Annotated in this window: 11 protein-coding genes, 2 tRNA genes and 3 rRNA genes; 11 read left to right on the top strand and 5 right to left on the bottom strand. The window is 47.6% G+C overall.

Annotated elements, in window-relative coordinates; genetic code table 11:
- Positions 1–3: 3 nt before the first annotated feature.
- Both HYN48_RS12130 and HYN48_RS12125 read right to left on the bottom strand, forming a co-directional pair.
- Positions 4–2,394: a 3-hydroxyacyl-CoA dehydrogenase/enoyl-CoA hydratase family protein gene (locus tag HYN48_RS12130; protein ID WP_108372067.1), complete on the bottom strand. Its 2,391-nt coding sequence runs from the start codon at positions 2,392–2,394 to the stop codon at positions 4–6.
- Positions 2,391–2,840 (bottom strand): MarR family winged helix-turn-helix transcriptional regulator, encoded by a 450-nt coding sequence (locus tag HYN48_RS12125; RefSeq protein ID WP_108372065.1) that lies wholly within the window; start codon positions 2,838–2,840, stop codon positions 2,391–2,393. Before HYN48_RS12125 ends, HYN48_RS12130 begins: the two co-directional genes overlap by 4 nt.
- Before the next feature lie 240 nt (positions 2,841–3,080).
- Between HYN48_RS12125 and HYN48_RS12120 the strand changes: the two genes are divergently transcribed.
- Complete coding sequence (locus tag HYN48_RS12120) at positions 3,081–3,362, top strand: hypothetical protein (protein WP_108372063.1); 282 nt, start codon at positions 3,081–3,083, stop codon at positions 3,360–3,362.
- Between the two features lie 55 nt (positions 3,363–3,417).
- A complete protein-coding gene (locus HYN48_RS12115; protein WP_108372061.1) occupies positions 3,418–3,810 on the top strand; it encodes an ankyrin repeat domain-containing protein in 393 nt (130 codons plus the stop codon).
- 79 nt (positions 3,811–3,889) lie between these two features.
- Here HYN48_RS12115 and HYN48_RS12110 read toward each other — a convergent pair whose 3' ends face one another.
- On the bottom strand, positions 3,890–4,978 hold the full coding sequence (locus HYN48_RS12110) for a M42 family metallopeptidase (protein WP_108372059.1): 1,089 nt from the start codon (positions 4,976–4,978) through the stop codon (positions 3,890–3,892).
- A gap of 85 nt (positions 4,979–5,063) precedes the next feature.
- Between HYN48_RS12110 and HYN48_RS12105 the strand changes: the two genes are divergently transcribed.
- The 9 genes from HYN48_RS12105 to HYN48_RS12060 all read left to right on the top strand — a co-directional run bounded on the left by HYN48_RS12105 (position 5,064) and on the right by HYN48_RS12060 (position 15,584).
- Positions 5,064–5,744 carry a DUF4294 domain-containing protein gene (locus HYN48_RS12105; RefSeq protein ID WP_245945955.1) on the top strand — a complete coding sequence of 227 codons (681 nt, stop codon included), beginning with the start codon at positions 5,064–5,066 and terminating at the stop codon, positions 5,742–5,744.
- A gap of 628 nt (positions 5,745–6,372) precedes the next feature.
- Positions 6,373–7,888, top strand: a 16S ribosomal RNA gene (locus HYN48_RS12095).
- A gap of 101 nt (positions 7,889–7,989) precedes the next feature.
- Positions 7,990–8,063, top strand: a tRNA-Ile gene (locus tag HYN48_RS12090).
- Positions 8,064–8,171: 108 nt separating this feature from the next.
- Positions 8,172–8,245: transfer RNA gene (locus tag HYN48_RS12085), tRNA-Ala, on the top strand.
- A gap of 148 nt (positions 8,246–8,393) precedes the next feature.
- Positions 8,394–11,275: ribosomal RNA gene (locus HYN48_RS12080) — 23S ribosomal RNA — on the top strand.
- Between the two features lie 100 nt (positions 11,276–11,375).
- Positions 11,376–11,485: ribosomal RNA gene (gene rrf, locus HYN48_RS12075) — 5S ribosomal RNA — on the top strand.
- The 16S, 23S and 5S rRNA genes sit together here with 2 tRNA genes alongside, the layout of an rRNA operon.
- 322 nt (positions 11,486–11,807) lie before the next feature.
- The gene (locus HYN48_RS12070; RefSeq protein WP_108372053.1) at positions 11,808–13,253 is read left to right on the top strand and encodes a hypothetical protein; all 1,446 of its coding nucleotides are present in this window, start codon (positions 11,808–11,810) and stop codon (positions 13,251–13,253) included.
- Positions 13,254–13,434: 181 nt separating this feature from the next.
- A complete protein-coding gene (locus HYN48_RS12065) occupies positions 13,435–14,958 on the top strand; it encodes a hypothetical protein (protein WP_146171776.1) in 1,524 nt (507 codons plus the stop codon).
- Positions 14,959–14,975: 17 nt separating this feature from the next.
- Positions 14,976–15,584: a hypothetical protein gene (locus HYN48_RS12060; protein WP_108372049.1), complete on the top strand. Its 609-nt coding sequence runs from the start codon at positions 14,976–14,978 to the stop codon at positions 15,582–15,584.
- Positions 15,585–15,636: 52 nt separating this feature from the next.
- On the opposite strand, the gene HYN48_RS12055 is transcribed toward HYN48_RS12060, so the two are convergent.
- The gene (locus HYN48_RS12055; protein WP_108373625.1) at positions 15,637–17,499 is read right to left on the bottom strand and encodes a hydrolase/aminopeptidase; all 1,863 of its coding nucleotides are present in this window, start codon (positions 17,497–17,499) and stop codon (positions 15,637–15,639) included.
- Between the two features lie 28 nt (positions 17,500–17,527).
- Positions 17,528–18,157: an endonuclease III domain-containing protein gene (locus tag HYN48_RS12050; RefSeq protein WP_108372047.1), complete on the bottom strand. Its 630-nt coding sequence runs from the start codon at positions 18,155–18,157 to the stop codon at positions 17,528–17,530.
- Between the last annotated feature and the right edge of the window lie 108 nt (positions 18,158–18,265).

The following is an 18,265-nucleotide window of genomic DNA, read 5'->3' as shown; positions in this document are numbered from 1 at the left end:
GTCTTAATTTCTTAATGGTTTGCCTTTGGTGAGCATAAATTGAATCCTTTCCAGCGTCTTCCTTTCTGTACAAAGTGATAAAAACGCTTCCCGTTCCAGATCGAGCAGGTATTGTTCGCTGACCAACGTCGGTTCGGACAAATCGCCGCCGGCCATCACATACGCCAGCTTGTTGGCAATTTTCTTGTCATGGTCAGAAATGAAATGTCCGGCCGTCATCTGGTCTGTCCCAACCAGGAACATACCGAGCGCCTGCTTACCAAGGACCTTGATGTCTTTGCGCGGGATGGGTTTGCTGTAACCGGCTTCGGCCAAAAGCAATGCCTGTTTTTTTGCCTCGAGGATTTGCCGGTCTTTGTTGACGACCACAATGTCTTTCCCTTTCTGCAACACGCCCAGGTCGAACGCTTCATGCGCAGACGTAGACACCTTTGCCATGGCTACCGTCAGGAAATACTCCTGGAGTACGTTTAGTTCCACATCGTTTTTTCGGAACAAATCAGAGGCCCTTAATGTCATTTCCTTTGATCCGCCGCCGCCGGGAATGACACCAACGCCGAATTCAACCAAACCGATGTAGGTTTCTGCGGCAGCGACCACTTTGTCGGCGTGCATGCTCATTTCGCACCCGCCGCCCAATGTCATACCATGTGGGGCTACCACGACCGGAGCAGCGGAATAGCGTACCCGCATCATTGTGTCCTGGAACATCTTGATAGCCATGTTCAGTTCGTCATATTCCTGCTCGACAGCCATCATGAAAATCATTCCGATATTGGCACCGACGGAGAAATTGGCGCCCTGGTTACCGATGACCAGGCCGCTGTATTGGGTTTCTGCGAGATCAATCGCCTTGTTGATGGCCTGCAATACATCGCCTCCGATCGTATTCATCTTGGAGCGGAATTCCAGATTCAGGATGCCATCACCGAGGTCCTGTATTACCGCTCCCGAATTGCTCCAGACTTTTTTGGCATCGCGGATGTTGTCGAGGATAATGAACGCATCCTGCCCCGGCTTTTCAACCTGCGATTTGGATTTCAGATCGTAATAGTAAGTCGCACCATCGCGGATGGTATAAAAGGTCTCGCTGCCCGCAGCAAGCATCTCATCAACCCATGCAGCGCGGCTGAGCCCGGCAGTCCGGATAAGTTCAATCCCTTGTTGTACACCGATGGCATCCCAGATTTCAAACGGACCGTTTTCCCAGCCGAAACCGGCTTTCATGGCATCGTCAATTTTATAGAGATCGTCTGTGATTTCCGGCACGCGGTTCGACACGTAGGCAAACATGCCTGCGAAATTCCTGCGATAAAATTCACCGGCTTTGTCGGTGCCCTTTATCAGGACTTTGAAACGGTCAATCGGTTTTTCAATTGTTTTGGTCAGCTCAAGTGTCGCGAAGCTGGCCTTCTTTGCGGCGCGGTATTCCAATGTATTTAAATCCAAAGAGAGAATCTCCTTGTCTACTTTTTTGTAAAAACCCTGACCGGTTTTGCTGCCATACCATTTGTTTTCGACCATCCTACTGATGAAATCGGGTAATTTGAAAAGTGCATGTGCTTCATCTTCAGGAACGCCCTGGTATAATCCGTTAGCGACATGCACCAGCGTGTCAAGCCCGACGACATCCACGGTGCGGAACGTGGCCGACTTCGGCCTGCCAATCACGGGTCCGGTCAGTTTGTCCACTTCTTCAATCGTAAGATTCATTTCCTGGACAAGATGGAACAAACTCTGTATCCCGAAAATCCCGATGCGGTTGCCTATGAATGCCGGAGTATCTTTGGCAACGACCGATGTTTTTCCGAGAAATTGCTCGCCGTAATTATTCAGGAAGTCAAGCACTTCGGGGGAAGTCTGCGGGCCAGGAATGATTTCAAACAATTTCAGGTAACGCGCGGGATTGAAGAAATGCGTCCCACAAAAATGTTTCTGGAAATCCTCGCTGCGGCCTTCGCTCATGAGTCGGATCGGGATCCCGGAGGTATTCGAGGTGACCAGCGTACCCGGTTTTCGGTGCTTTTCGATTTGCTCAAAAACCAGTTTCTTGATGTCCAGCCTTTCTACAACCACTTCGATTATCCAGTCTGCACCTGCGATCTCGGGCATATTATCGGTGGTGTTGCCGGTGGTGATGCGGCTGGCAAATTTTGGATGGTAAATCGGTGAAGGTTTTGATCTGAGGGCATTGGCCAGATGGTCATTAACGATGCGGTTCCTGACCGCCTTATGCTCGAGTGTCAGCCCTTTTTTTGTTTGGGCTTCCGTGAGTTCGTTGGGGACAATGTCGAGCAGCAGCACTTCCACGCCGATATTGGCAAAATGGCATGCAATTCCGGATCCCATGATCCCTGACCCTACAACGGCGACTTTTTTAATAATTCGTTTCATTCGGGAGTTTCTTGGTTGAAAATATTTTTATCGAGTATGAGTTCATTAATGGTTTCAGCAACCTGCATAAAGTGGCGCAATTGCTCATCGGTAATGTTCTTTTTGATCGCCTCATTGAATTTGAGCACGTTGTTGCGGGACAATTCACGTTTCTCTTTACCGAATTCGGTGAGGTAAATCAAGACACCGCGGCCGTCTTCCGGATTCTTTTTCCTGACGATCAGGCCTTTGTCTTCCATCGACTTCAATGTGCGCGTGAGGCTCGTGGCTTCCATACCCATTTTAGGGCCGAGTGCGGTTGACGGCGTGCCTTTCTCGCGATCGATGCTTAATAAGGCAAAACCGGTAGCCATAGTAGCACCGTATTTCGCCGCTTCTTCATTGTACGTGCGGGCAACTGCCTGCCATGTGGCCCGGAGGATATAATCTATTGTTTTTTCTTTCATATGGTCGGTTGGAGTTCAAATATAATAAAAAATAGTATGCACGCATAACAAAAAGTAGTTTTTATTTTTTCGCGTTGCGGGATATATGTTACAATGTACAAAATTTAGATTACTGATCTTCAGTAATTTAAGACCGATGACGGAGCATCAATTGTTAAATTTAAAAATTTAAAAATCTTTTTGTAACAAAATTAACATCGTTACGTCTATTAGGCAATCAACAATCATCAATCAATCATCATGAAAAAATCAATCACAACCCTCGTGGTAGCACTCTTCGCTACTTTCAATGCAGCGCATGCCGCAAATTTGTCTAACACCGATAACAGGATAACAACATCGGCTGATCCAAGCCTGATTACCAGTGAATTGGGCACTCTGAAAAAGTATAATAGGACAATCGATGACATTATTGCTGCCGACTTAAAAATTACGGAAGCCAGTTTGCCTTCCAAAAAGCCGGTCTTAAAAAAGAAAGCTGCTAAAAGGCAGATAAAAATAAGGAAACAGTTTTCAAACTAAGGCCGTCCTGTTTCCGATCCAATCATTCAATCAATCACCTTAATTCATCATCATCATGAAAAAATCAATCATTTGTTTAGCAATGGCTGTATTGTCAGTCACTACTGCGGCAGTTGCAGCAGAGAACCGTGTTGTTTCAAACCCTAATACCGAAAGCGCCGCGTACAACGGCACACCGCTTTGCCTGGCCATCAGTAAGGGCGATGTGGACGTGGTAAAAAAATTCATAGAATACGGCGCGAGTGTCAATGAATCCTCTAACGGCATGACGCCTTTGATGTTTGCAGCCCGTTACAATCAGGTAGAAATCATCAGGTTGCTTGTAGAAAATGGCGCCAACTTGAAATCAAAAGATGAACGCGGGCTTACCGCCCTGAATTACGCCGAAAATTCCAAGGCTACGCAAGCGGCGGAATATATCAAAAGCCTCAACAACACCAAGAAGTAAGGTTTTATTATTTTGTTTAGTTAGAAAAAGCACCATCAGTTTTGCAGGGCTGATCATGGTGCTTTTTCGTTTTTACAGCTTATCCGAAATAAGAGAACGTGGGTTCTCCCTCAATTTTCAGCAGCGATTCATAAATGAGCCGGATTACGTTCTCAACGTCTTCACGATGCACCATTTCCACCGTGGTGTGCATGTAACGCAAAGGCAGCGATATTAAAGCAGACGCCACACCGCCGTTGCTGTATGCAAAAGCGTCGGTATCAGTACCGGTAACCCGCGACGACGCCAGTCTTTGGAACGGGATCTTATTATCCTCGGCTGCGCTGATGATCAACTCCCGAAGATTATTCTGTACGGCGGGCGCATAAGTAATGACCGGCCCTTTTCCGATTTTTGTTTCGCCTTCAATCTTTTTGTTAATCATCGGGGTGGTGGTGTCATGGCACACGTCGGTGACGATGGCAACATTCGGCCTGATGGTATTTGTAATCATTTCGGCTCCGCGCAGGCCAACTTCTTCCTGCACTGAATTGGTGATATACAAACCAAAAGGCAGGGCCTTCTTATTTTCGTGCAACAGCCTCGCAACTTCAGCAATCATGAATCCGCCCATGCGGTTGTCGATAGCACGGCAAACGAATCTATCGCCGTTCAAAACCATGAATTCATCGGGATAGGTGATTACACAGCCCACATGGACCCCGGCTTTTTCAACCTGCTCCTTGTTTTCGCATCCAATATCGATAAACAGGTTGTCAATTTTCGGGTGCTCTTCCTTGTCGCGGTTGCGGGTATGTATAGCAGGCCATCCGAAAATGCCTTTTACAATACCGCTTTTAGTGTGGATGTGTACGCGCTTGGAAGGCGCAATCTGGTGGTCTGAGCCGCCATTGCGTATGACATAAATCAGCCCGTCGTCCGTAATGTAATTGACGTACCACGAAATTTCATCGGCATGGCCTTCAATCACTACCTTATATTTTGCATCGGGATTGATAACACCCACGGCGGTGCCATAAGTATCAGTAATAAATGTGTCGACGTACGGTTTCAGGTAGTCCATCCACAATTGCTGCCCGCCCGATTCATAGCCGGTAGGAGAGGCGTTATTCAGGTATTTTTCAAGAAATTCAAGGGACTGGTCGTTTAATATGCTTTCGGCGCTCATAAAATATATTTTCGGCTAAAATATAAATTTGATATTAGAGTTTAATAGCTAATAATGCTAATTTTGGAAATTAAAAATTGTTTTTATGAGAGCATGGAGGTTTATGGTTGCGGTCTTTTTAATCACGGCAGCCGCGGCAGCGCAAGAAGAAAAGCCGGATAAGCGTGACGATTACCTGAACCAGCCCGATACGATTTCCGGGCCGACGATTTCGCTGGATGAAGTCGTAATCGATACCCGGAAGAGCAAGCTCGATGCCGAAGCCCGCAGGCAATTTGCCATCCTGCAGCGTCGCGTATATAAGGTGTATCCATATGCCAAGAACACAGCAACCAATCTCACGGCGCTCAACGCCGGTATGGCGAAAATGAAATCCAAGAAAGATAAAAAGAAGTACTTTAAAATTGTCGAGGATTATTTAGACAACCAATTCAAGCCCCAACTCAAGAAGCTGTCGCGTAAGGACGGGCAGATCCTTGTCAAGCTGATTTACAGGCAAACGGGCAGCAGCACATATGACCTGATTCGCGAATACAAGAGCGGCTGGAAGGCATTCTGGTCCAATAACACAGCGAGGCTATTCGATATTAACCTGAAAACAGAGTACAAACCTGGTGATGTGGGTGAAGATTACCTGATTGAAACCATTCTCGAGCGGGCATTCCAAAGCGGCAGGCTGCAGCGGCAGGATGCGGCTTTTGCGATTGACCTGACCACGCTGAAAGCATATTGGTCTGACAAGATGAGCGCTTCTACAACAGAATAATTTTGGCGTGCCGGCTCCGCAGGCTCAGCCGTCGGGCACTGCGCTTCAAGTCCTCGCTTCGCTGCGGGCTTTCCGCTGCGGTCCCTCACGCGGTCTGTGCGGGGTTGGCGGGGCTGTCAGGGTTGAAATTTTTTTCAGGCCCAACCTTCCCGTTCCCAGCGCGTTAGGCTGATGGGATTAAAAATCCTCAAAAAAAGACGTCAAAAAGTTTGCGAAACCCAAAAAGGGGCTTACTTTTGCACCCGCAATAAGGAAGTTCATAAAAATACTGGGGCGGTTTTAAAAAGTTTTGCAGGGTGGCCAAAAGATTATATCTTTGCTGTCCGCCTTTTGAGAAAAAAAGGCTGCAAAAAATAAGAATCGCTGATTTTCAAGGGGTAAGATAAATTAACAAATTTTTTTTGCCAAAACCCTTGGAAAAGTAAAAAAGGGTTGTACTTTTGCACCCGCTTTGAGACACAAGCGGTATAAGAAAAGATTGACACGTTCATTGATATATTGGATTGACAGCACTTCCGGAGTGATTCGGAAGTAAGCAGAGAGTAAGGGAAATCGGAAGATTTTCGAGAGAATAAAAATACGTTAGAAATTCGTCTGAAAAATACGCCAAGCGATTGGCAAACAATATACGATGAAGAGTTTGATCCTGGCTCAGGATGAACGCTAGCGGCAGGCTTAACACATGCAAGTCGAGGGGTAGAGAGTGCTTGCATTCTTGAGACCGGCGCACGGGTGCGTAACGCGTATGCAACCTACCTTGAACAGGGGGATAGCCCAGAGAAATTTGGATTAATACCCCATGGTATATTGAGATGGCATCATCTTATTATTAAAGTCACAACGGTTCAAGATGGGCATGCGTCCCATTAGCTAGATGGTAAGGTAACGGCTTACCATGGCCACGATGGGTAGGGGTCCTGAGAGGGAGATCCCCCACACTGGTACTGAGACACGGACCAGACTCCTACGGGAGGCAGCAGTGAGGAATATTGGTCAATGGGCGCAAGCCTGAACCAGCCATGCCGCGTGCAGGATGAAGCATCTATGGTGTGTAAACTGCTTTTATACGGGAAGAAACCCTGCCACGTGTGGCAGATTGACGGTACCGTAGGAATAAGGATCGGCTAACTCCGTGCCAGCAGCCGCGGTAATACGGAGGATCCAAGCGTTATCCGGAATCATTGGGTTTAAAGGGTCCGTAGGCGGGCCTGTAAGTCAGTGGTGAAAGCCCATCGCTTAACGATGGAACGGCCATTGATACTGCAGGCCTTGAATTATCGGGAAGTAACTAGAATATGTAGTGTAGCGGTGAAATGCTTAGATATTACATGGAATACCGATTGCGAAGGCAGGTTACTACCGGTGGATTGACGCTGATGGACGAAAGCGTGGGTAGCGAACAGGATTAGATACCCTGGTAGTCCACGCCGTAAACGATGGATACTAGCTGTTGGGGGCAACTTCAGTGGCTAAGCGAAAGTGATAAGTATCCCACCTGGGGAGTACGGGCGCAAGCCTGAAACTCAAAGGAATTGACGGGGGCCCGCACAAGCGGTGGAGCATGTGGTTTAATTCGATGATACGCGAGGAACCTTACCAAGGCTTAAATGTAGATTGACAGGTTTGGAAACAGACTTTTCTTCGGACAATTTACAAGGTGCTGCATGGTTGTCGTCAGCTCGTGCCGTGAGGTGTCAGGTTAAGTCCTATAACGAGCGCAACCCCTGTTGTTAGTTGCCAGCGAGTCAAGTCGGGAACTCTAGCAAGACTGCCAGTGCAAACTGTGAGGAAGGTGGGGATGACGTCAAATCATCACGGCCCTTACGCCTTGGGCTACACACGTGCTACAATGGCCGGTACAGAGAGCAGCCACCACGCGAGTGGGAGCGAATCTATAAAGCCGGTCACAGTTCGGATCGGAGTCTGCAACTCGACTCCGTGAAGCTGGAATCGCTAGTAATCGGATATCAGCCATGATCCGGTGAATACGTTCCCGGGCCTTGTACACACCGCCCGTCAAGCCATGGAAGCTGGGGGTGCCTGAAGTCGGTGACCGCAAGGAGCTGCCTAGGGTAAAACCGGTAACTAGGGCTAAGTCGTAACAAGGTAGCCGTACCGGAAGGTGCGGCTGGAACACCTCCTTTCTAGAGAAAGGCGACATTTTAGCATATTACCATTAGGATCTCTGATGGTTTTCATTACTCTCGCTGTTGGTTCAAAAAAACAATCCAAGAAAAACAAACAGAGTCTCGTAGCTCAGCTGGTTAGAGTACTACACTGATAATGTAGGGGTCGGCAGTTCGAGTCTGCCCGGGACTACTACTTTGTTTTTTGTTTGGGTAAAGGAAATTTTAGAAGTTGAGTTACACTTACTGGTGAACCGTTCAAGCAACTGTTAACTGTAAAGGTTGACCGTACACTAAAAACGGGGGATTAGCTCAGCTGGCTAGAGCGCCTGCCTTGCACGCAGGAGGTCATCGGTTCGACTCCGATATTCTCCACGATCAATCCATCGGATTGAAAAAGTTCATTGACATATTGGGATAAGAAAATACAAAAAGTAGAAAGAACACAAAGTTTACAGTGTACAGCTTACGGTTTACAGTGCAAACTGTTAACTGTTAACTGTCAACCGTAAACTCAAAAGTACAATAAGCAAAATAAGGGCGTATGGGGGATGCCTAGGCTCTCAGAGGCGAAGAAAGGCGTGATAAGCTGCGAAAAGCGCCGGGGATCGGCACACACGAATTGATCCGGCGATACCTGAATGGGGCAACCCAATACATTGAAGATGTATTACTCCGATAGGAGGGCAAACCCGCTGAACTGAAACATCTAAGTAGGCGGAGGAGAAGAAAACAAAAGTGATTCCGTAAGTAGTGGCGAGCGAACGCGGATTAGCCCAAACCAGTGTTGTTACGGCAATACTGGGGTTGTAGGACCACGGCATTTCATGCAAACTGAACCGGAAGGACCTGGAAAGGTCTGCCATAGAGGGTGATAGCCCCGTATGGGTAAGGGATGTAATGGATAGTGGTATCCTGAGTAGGGCGGGGCACGTGAAACCCTGTCTGAATCTGGCGGGACCATCCGCTAAGGCTAAATACTCCTGAGAGACCGATAGTGAACCAGTACCGTGAGGGAAAGGTGAAAAGAACCGTGAATAACGGAGTGAAACAGATCCTGAAACCATACGCCTACAAGCGGTCGGAGCCCACAAGTTGGGTGACGGCGTGCCTTTTGCATAATGAGCCTACGAGTTAACGTTGCCGGCAAGGATAAGCATTTAAGATGTGGATCCGTAGCGAAAGCGAGTCTGAATAGGGCGCTTTAGTCGGTAGTGTTAGACGCGAAACCGTGTGATCTACCCATGGGCAGGATGAAGCTGTGGTAACACACAGTGGAGGTCCGAACCGGTTGTCGTTGAAAAGACTTCGGATGACCTGTGGGTAGGGGTGAAAGGCCAATCAAACTCGGAAATAGCTCGTACTCCCCGAAATGCATTTAGGTGCAGCGCTGGATATAGTTATATAGAGGTAGAGCTACTGATTGGATGCGGGGGCTTCACCGCCTACCAATTCCTGACAAACTCCGAATGCTATATAATGTTTACCAGCAGTGAGGGCTTGGGTGCTAAGGTCCAAGTCCGAGAGGGAAAGAACCCAGACCATCAGCTAAGGTCCCAAAATCTACACTAAGTTGAAAGAACGAGGTTTGTCTGCCCAGACAGCTAGGATGTTGGCTTGGAAGCAGCCATTCATTTAAAGAGTGCGTAACAGCTCACTAGTCGAGCGGACGAGCATGGATAATAATCGGGCATAAGTGTAGTACCGAAGCTATGGATTTACAGTTTACTGTAAGTGGTAGGGGAGCATTCCAGCGGGGCTGAAGGTGTGTCGTGAGGCATGCTGGACCTTCTGGAAAAGAAAATGTAGGCATAAGTAACGATAATGCGGGCGAGAAACCCGCACACCGAAAGACTAAGGTTTCCTCAGCTATGCTAATCAGCTGAGGGTTAGTCGGGTCCTAAGGCGAACCCGAAAGGGACAGTCGATGGCCAACGGGTTAATATTCCCGTACTTGTATTGATTGTGATGGGGTGACGGAGTGATGAAAGTACCGCGCACTGACGGAATAGTGCGTTGAAGCACCTACCTATATCGTTTATAGTTAAATGCGTAGACGATGGGGAAATGCGATAGTACTCGGAGTCTTCGGACAAAGAGATAGTGTACCTAAGGGCTTCCAAGAAAAACCTCTAAACTTCAGATTGATACAACCCGTACCGTAAACCGACACAGGTAGTCGAGGAGAGAATCCTAAGGTGCTCGAGAGATTCATGGCTAAGGAATTAGGCAAAATAGACCCGTAACTTCGGGAGAAGGGTCGCCAGCAGCAATGCTGGCCGCAGTGAAGAGGTCCAGGCGACTGTTTATCAAAAACACAGGGCTCTGCAAAATCGTAAGATGAAGTATAGGGCCTGACACCTGCCCGGTGCTGGAAGGTTAAGAGGAGATGTTATCTTCGGAGAAGCATTGAATTGAAGCCCCAGTAAACGGCGGCCGTAACTATAACGGTCCTAAGGTAGCGAAATTCCTTGTCGGGTAAGTTCCGACCTGCACGAATGGTGTAACGATCTGGACACTGTCTCAGCCATGAGCTCGGTGAAATTGTAGTAACGGTGAAGATGCCGTTTACCCGCAGTGGGACGAAAAGACCCTGTGCACCTTTACTATAGCTTAGTATTGACTTTGGATAAGTGATGTGTAGGATAGGTGGGAGACTTCGATCCTGCGTCGCCAGGCGTAGGTTAGTCATTGTTGAAATACCACCCTTTGCTTATCTGAAGCCTAACCCCATAATGTGGGGGACAGTGCTTGGTGGGTAGTTTGACTGGGGTGGTCGCCTCCAAAAGAGTAACGGAGGCTTCTAAAGGTTCCCTCAGCACGCTTGGTAACCGTGCGTAGAGTGCAATGGCATAAGGGAGCTTGACTGAGAGACATACAGGTCGATCAGGTACGAAAGTAGAGCATAGTGATCCGGTGGTTCCGCATGGAAGGGCCATCGCTCAAAGGATAAAAGGTACGCCGGGGATAACAGGCTGATCTCCCCCAAGAGCTCATATCGACGGGGGGGTTTGGCACCTCGATGTCGGCTCGTCACATCCTGGGGCTGGAGAAGGTCCCAAGGGTTGGGCTGTTCGCCCATTAAAGTGGCACGCGAGCTGGGTTCAGAACGTCGTGAGACAGTTCGGTCTCTATCTACTGCGGGCGTTAGAAATTTGAGTGGATCTGATTCTAGTACGAGAGGACCGAATTGGACCGACCGCTGGTGTATCTGTTGTCCCGCCAGGGGCACCGCAGAGTAGCTACGTCGGGAAGGGATAAGCGCTGAAAGCATATAAGCGCGAAACCCACCACAAGATGAGATTTCTTTTAAGGGTCGTAGGAGATGACTACGTCGATAGGCTACAGGTGTAAAGGCAGTAATGTCATAGCCGAGTAGTACTAATAACCCGTAAGCTTATGTACGCCTTCCGGGCCTTCGGGCCCGGGACACTTTTTGCATGTAAATTTTTGTCCCAATGTGTTAATAATATAATGTGATCGGAACACCGATCGCGTAACGACTTAAGGTGGTTATTGCGGCGGGGCTCACCTCTTCCCATCCCGAACAGAGAAGTTAAGCCCGCCTGCGCAGATGGTACTGCAGTTTTGTGGGAGAGTATGTCGTCGCCTTTCTTTATGGAACCCCTCATGGAAACATGAGGGGTTCTTTTTTTTTAGGGATGCGACGCAGTTCGGGCAAAGCCCCGCGTCGTCGCCTTTAGCTTCGCCCGGTTCGGCTAAAGCCTCGGGTTTTTTGAGACCCCAGCTTGAGACCCATATTTTTTTTACTAATATCCAGAAATCCAGTCATTACCCGATGGGATCTTTGGTTTGTTTTAAAACTCAATTTTAAAAACTAATTTCTAATTTTTCCCCTAAAAAAAATTTAAGTCCGACCTCCATGCCGCAGCTCATTTTCTATCTTTGAGACCTGTAAGCCATATTTTTTTTTAGTATGCATAAGTTAATGTCGGTTTTTTGCTTTCTCTTCGTCTTCAATTGTGTGTTTTCTCAGAATAACATTCAAATTAAGATTAGCAAGCCATATGCAATTTTCAACTTTCTCGAAACAGCAATCAACAGGACAGGAACGTCATCAACGCTCAATGAAATCATCACTGCAAATGCTAAAGACAATTCCGATTTTAAATTGCTATGCAAAAACTTCAGCGCAATCAGGATGGACTACAGTTACGCCCGAGAGGAATTTCCGGAAAGCAGAAGGCAGAACAGATCCGTCAGGGACCTGATTTATATTGCACTGGTAAAGGCAGAAACCTGGACCGAATTCAATAGCAGTATCATCGGAATCTTACCCAACAGCGAACAACAGAAAATGCTGTCGCTACTGAAACAGGCGGAACCCTACTACGACCAGTTTGTATGGATTACCTCGAGAAGTAAGCTTGAAGAACAAATTACCGGGTTATCACAATACCTTCCAAAAGCATATCAAGTGTTCCCCATCTTCAGGGAATTTTACGGCTCGAGCTGGGATTCCTCAATCCCATTTTTGGTCACCTTATATCCCATTCCAGGCACGAGCGGCATTTCCACCGCGAAGCCTTACGCTAACAGTCTGTGCGTAGGGGTGCTGACAGACAAAGCCGCGCCTGTGGAGACTATTGGAGTGATATTGCACGAAATGTGCCACGTATTGTATGACGAACAGCCTAACGAAATACAGCAGGAAATTGACAAATGGTTCAGCGAAAATACCTCGCCGTACAATGTGCATGCGAGCGGTTTTTTTGACGAGGGAATGGCCACGGCGCTCGGCAACGGTTGGGCTTACAAATACCTTTCCGGCAAGTTAGACGACGAAGAATGGTACAACAACAAATACATCAACGGGTTTGCAAAAGCGCTCTATCCATTGGTGGCGCAGTATATCGATCAGAAAAAATCGATAGATAAGCCATTTATCGATCGGGCTGTCGATCTGTTTGCATCAACTTTCCCTGAATCGAATAGTGACTACGACTTGCTCCTAAGCAATGTGTCGGTATATACTGATGCCGAAAATAATTCGGAAAGGGATGCTGTGCTGGATGTACTGGAGAGCCAGTTTCGCTTACGCGGAATTCAGCTTTCTTCTCCTGTATTGGATTCAAAAAGCCTTGAATTCCTCGCTACAGACAAGCAGACACAGCTTGTCGTTATTGACAGGAACCACAGGCAGGATATGGAAGCGCTCCGGAAGATTTTCCCCCAATTGAAGGCTGTTTCAAAAACGCATTTAAAACAGGATTTTATTTTCAGTTTTTTGGATGACACAAACCGCCCCGTAATTCTATTGCACATGAAAGACAAGGCCACATTGCCTGCTTTGGTTGCTAGAATGAAGACATTGAAGGTCATCGGCCCGAACGTGGAAGTTCTAGGCACGCCTGTCGATTAATTCGTATTATGTAAAGCGAGGAAATCCGGAATTCCATTTCAAACGTTGTCTTTATAAAACCCGCTGCGTCTTGTATGCGGGTTTTTTATTCGTACAATGAATTTCAAAACAGGTATTTATACGCATTTTGCTCTCATAGGGAACCCTTATTTTTACCCCATCAACCATAACCTAAAACCACATGAGAACAATTATTTTACGCACTTCAATAGCAGCTCTGATTGCTTTGGGGTTGGTCTGGTCGTGCAAGTCCGGAAATTCGGCGGACACTGATGCCGATTACCTGCCACAGGATGTGCTGCAGTCGTGTACCCTGACACCGGAACAATTCGCAACCTGGTTCGATAAAGGCAAGGTTTCTGAAAATGGTTTCGTAAATGCAGCCAATAGCTTGACGTTCGGATTTAAAAGCAATTGTGATTTTTATAAATGGTCCGAACAGATGTTTCTATGGATGACGTCTCCCGCGGATGATTTTGGAATCGGGAAGCGCGTGATCGAGTCTCCGGTGTTTTACACGGTGTCGCCTGAAGACAGTTTAGGGCATCGGACTTTCATCCAGCACAGGAAAGGATTACTGCTCAGCGCCGTGACCGGTCTTGAGAAAAGTATTGGTATCGATAGTGAGGAAGGACAGGCTACCGGCGACGCGCTCATGGCCAAAGACGGTTCTATGGTTTATTACATCACAATGGTCAACGATGTGTACGCCCAATTCCTGACGGCTGTGAAAGACGGGAAAATGTCGGGCAGGACCTTCCCAACGACCCAAAGCGTGCTTGACAGCATTGTCGCATATGCCAAAACCAACAATGTAACACTGCCGGATGCGACAGCGCTTGCGATGGAAATCAAGACATCCTGGGTTGATGTGGCCAAACTTAAGGATGCGGACAGCTACATACAAATTGATGCACTGGTACCGACATACGATAAAACCGCAACCAAGTGGACGATTACCGGACAGCGCAAAGCCAGGCTGGCGCTACTGGGCATGCATGTGGTGGGCAGCGTGGCAGGACATCCTGAGATGGTCTGGTCCACGTTCGAGCACAAGGCAGTGTCACCTAATCTCAGTTACACCTATGTGGATAAAGAGAATAAGGTGAAAACCGTAAAAGGCGATATCAAAGGGGATTGGGTGTTAAATTCAAAGCCACAGGACACGGTAAACATCAACGTTTCGCATATGAAATTTAAAGGTAATGCGGTGTATGCCACCTTTGAAGGGGCGCCCGAAGGAAATACCGTGAGCCCAAGCAATTCTACGAGAACCAAGCCGTGGGGCGTAGCCGACAGTGGCGTACCGAACCCGAGAAATGCAACGCCAGCGATTGCAAACAGCGAGGTAATTTCAATCAACAATTCGATTATGTCAATGCTCGCAGGCAATGACCTTCGTAAAAATTATATGTTCATCGGCTCAACATGGACTGAGAAAGGCGCAGCGCCCAACGGTCGTAGTTATGCCGCTACCGATGCCGCACCAGGCGTGGCAGTAGGATCCAGTCAGCTCGCCAATACGACGATGGAAACATACATCCAGAATGGCACCGGCTACAACAAACAGGGATCATGCTTTTTGTGCCACAGCTCCTTCAACAGGAAAGTACCACAATTGTCTCCGGATACCATAAGCCACGTGTTTTCTGACCTGAAACCTTTGACAATAGTCGTGGGTGGCAAAACCGTCAAATTAAAATAAATCCAAAGTTTAAAAAAATGGAATATTTACAGCTCAACCTGATTAACAGGTCGCAGGATGCAAACAACAGCCAGATTGTAATTTTTCAACAGAACGAGGCGGATTCGTATGAAGAGATTGCCGTAGCCTGGCGGGTCATCGAAAATTGCAGAACGGGCGATTCTTATCCTTTCCGTTTTCCGATGCAATACATAGTGGGGGCAAATACATCGGATGGGAATTATGTCCCAACGCAGTACGCCGTGGCCGGGGAAGCTTTCAATGTAACCGGCGAAACCCAGTATGCGCTCGATTTTTGCCGTAGAGGGCCGGAAGAACCACAATCGATCCAGGTTAACAATAACCTTAACGAAAATATTGATGTGAACATTTACAAAGACGGCAGGCTTTTGGCGGTTAAATCGGATGTGAACCCTTCAGGGGCTGCGGTCTTCGAATTCAAGCCTACCATTTGGATCGGTGTGACCAGCAACATTACGGAAGGAGAAATAATGAATTCAGCCATCATTGCAAATATCAATACGGAACTCAACCTTCTTGGTATTGCCAAAGCGAACATTATCATGACTGACGGGGGGTCAGTCACTGATAATCAGTTTCAATTTACGCTCGAACCATTGGATTAAGCGTTTTTTGATTTGGCAATACTTAAAAGAGTCCCTTGAGGACTCTTTTTTATTAGGCTTTATTAACGATGTTTTCTATGGCTTCGACCGTGGTAAGGTGGTATCCGGGCTTTGCTTTTTCGAAAATGTTTTTCGCCCGGGCTTTACCCTCCGCGGTTTTAATCATTTCCTTATACAATGTCATCAGCGACCCGGTGCGGCTGGTAGCAATCATGAAGGATTCGATGTCAGGATATGCCGCTTTGTATTGGTGTTTAATCGCCTGCACAAACCATTGCCTTTTGATTACGAAATTCCCGCCTTTGGTGAAGTTGAATTCCTTATCAATGGTTTGCATCTCGGCAGGCGTAAGGTCTTCAGGCAGGTAATCGATAAAATGTTGTTTTTCATTCGTAGACTTTATCTTGGAGGCAAGGCCTTTAATTCCTGTTTGTCTCCACGTCCTCTGGATTTTATCGATGGCGTTAAAGTCTTCAGAAACGGGGGTGATGATATTTGACGGGATATTCGGTTCGTAAATCCAACCCTTTGCATTGATTTTCTTTTCCAGAACTTTGTCGCCCCGAATCAGGTTTTTGTTGAAATAGTCCACAAAATCCGCTGTCGTCACCGATTGGAATGCGTGATCGTCAAACCATGATTTTACGAAGGCATCGAATTTTTCCCGGCCTACGGCAGCTTCCACGGTTTGCAGGAAGGCGTATCCTTTTTCATAAGGGATGTCGCTCAGTCCATCATCCGGATTTTTCCCCGAGGTGTTCACTTTAAGCCGTGTATCGGGATTGTCTTTCCCGTATTCCGCCATGTTGTCTGACAGTACTTTGCGGCTCAGCACATCCTGCATTTTTGCCTCGGCCTTGCCAAATACTTCTTCGCCGATGCGGTGCTCTACGTAAGTGGTAAATCCTTCGTTGAGCCAAATGTCATCCCAGGTAGCATTCGTAACGAGGTTCCCGCTCCAACTGTGCCCCAATTCATGCGCGAGCAGGCTCGTCAGCGACCGGTCTCCGGCAAGCACGCCGGGGGTAAGGAATGTCAGGTTCGGGTTCTCCATCCCGCCGTAAGGAAAACTTGGCGGGAGCACCAGCACGTCGTATCGTCCCCAACGGTATTGCCCGTAGAGTTTTTCTGCTGATTTGACCATGTTGCCCAGTTCGGCAAATTCATTCGCTGCTTTCTTCAGCACCGATGGCTCAGCATACACACCCGTCCTGCCATCAATTGCCTGAAACTGTAAGTCCCCGACTGCAATCGCCATCAGGTAAGAAGGGATTGCCTTGGTTTGCCTGAACTGGTAAACACCCGTATTATTTTTCTGCTGTGGGTTCTCTGCGCTCATAACTGCCATCAGCGCTTTCGGCACGGTCACTTTTGCATTATAGGTAAACCTGATGCCGGGTGAATCCTGGCACGGAATCCAGGTGCGCGACCAGATGCTTTCGCCCTGCGAGAATAGGAACGGCTGCTTTTTGTCTGCTGTCTGTAACGGATTCAGCCACTGCAGCGCAATCGCGTCTTTGGTGGTGTTGTAATAGATGTTGATTTTCGTCGTATTGGGCTCAATCGTAATGTGCAATGGTTTTCCGTGGAATTCCACGTCGTTGCCAAGGTGGAATTCCGTAACCTTTTCATCATCGCCGAGGGTTACTTTCAGGATATCCAAAGTATTTTCGTCAAAGATGATTTCGGTCCCTTTCGCGATATTGTCAATCTGCCACGAGGCTTTACCCGAAATGGCGCGTTTGTCGAAATCAACGGCAATGTCCAGGTCCAGGTGCCTGACAACGGCTTTGGTGGGTTCTGAAAAGGAATGGTCGTCATGAACGGTCTTCAGGATTGTCGAAACTTTTTGGGTTTGCTCTTTTTTACAGCCTATCAACAACAGGATGAAAGGGACCAGCAGGATTTTTTTCATTTCATGGAATTTTTTACAAATATAGGCATCAGCAGTGCGCTTTGCAATACGCACATACATCGCGCAACAGGCAGTCCGAATGTTTTGGGTTTTTGGGACGGCAGGTTTCACGCCCGAGGAATGAAATCGCCATCCCGACATCGCTCCACATGTCGCGCGGCAGCACCTCCATCAGGTCTTTTTCCATCTTATCTCCGGTTTTTGCGTGCGAAATGCCCAATCTTGGCACTACGCGCAGCACGTGCAGGTCGGCCATAATGCCTTCCGGGTCTGCCTCAGCCTCGCGCATGATCACGTTGGCAGATTTCCTCCCGATGCCCTTCAACGCGGTGAGTTCAGCCATGGTGGTAGGGATGTTCTTATCGTCCTTTAGTGTTCGGGCAATATCGATTAGCCAGCCGGATTTGGTGCCGAAATTGCGCACTTTTCCTATGTAAGGGTCAAGGTCTGCGGTTTCGGCTTTTGCCAGCGACTTCAGGTCAGGGAATTTGTCGAAGAGGGCAGGGGCGACCTTGTTGATGTGTGCGTCTGAATCCTGTGCGGACAGCACCACCATCACCATTAATTGGTACAGGTTTCCGTAATCCAGCGGATGTTTTTTATGCTTATACTTGTCAATGAGCGGCTTCAGCTCTTGTGCCCAATCAGGTGATTTCATTTTTTTTTATTTAAAAATAAACAATTTGCGTCAGACGCCGCAGCGCTATTTTGGATCGATTAAACAAACAGGCATTATTTTTTTATGTATTTTCACCAATCGAAAATA

Origin of the sequence: Flavobacterium magnum, from assembly GCF_003055625.1 — a bacterium.
Lineage (GTDB): Bacteria > Bacteroidota > Bacteroidia > Flavobacteriales > Flavobacteriaceae > Flavobacterium > Flavobacterium magnum.
Note: the sequence above shows the minus strand (reverse complement) of the source record. Positions and strands in the feature narration are given on the sequence as shown.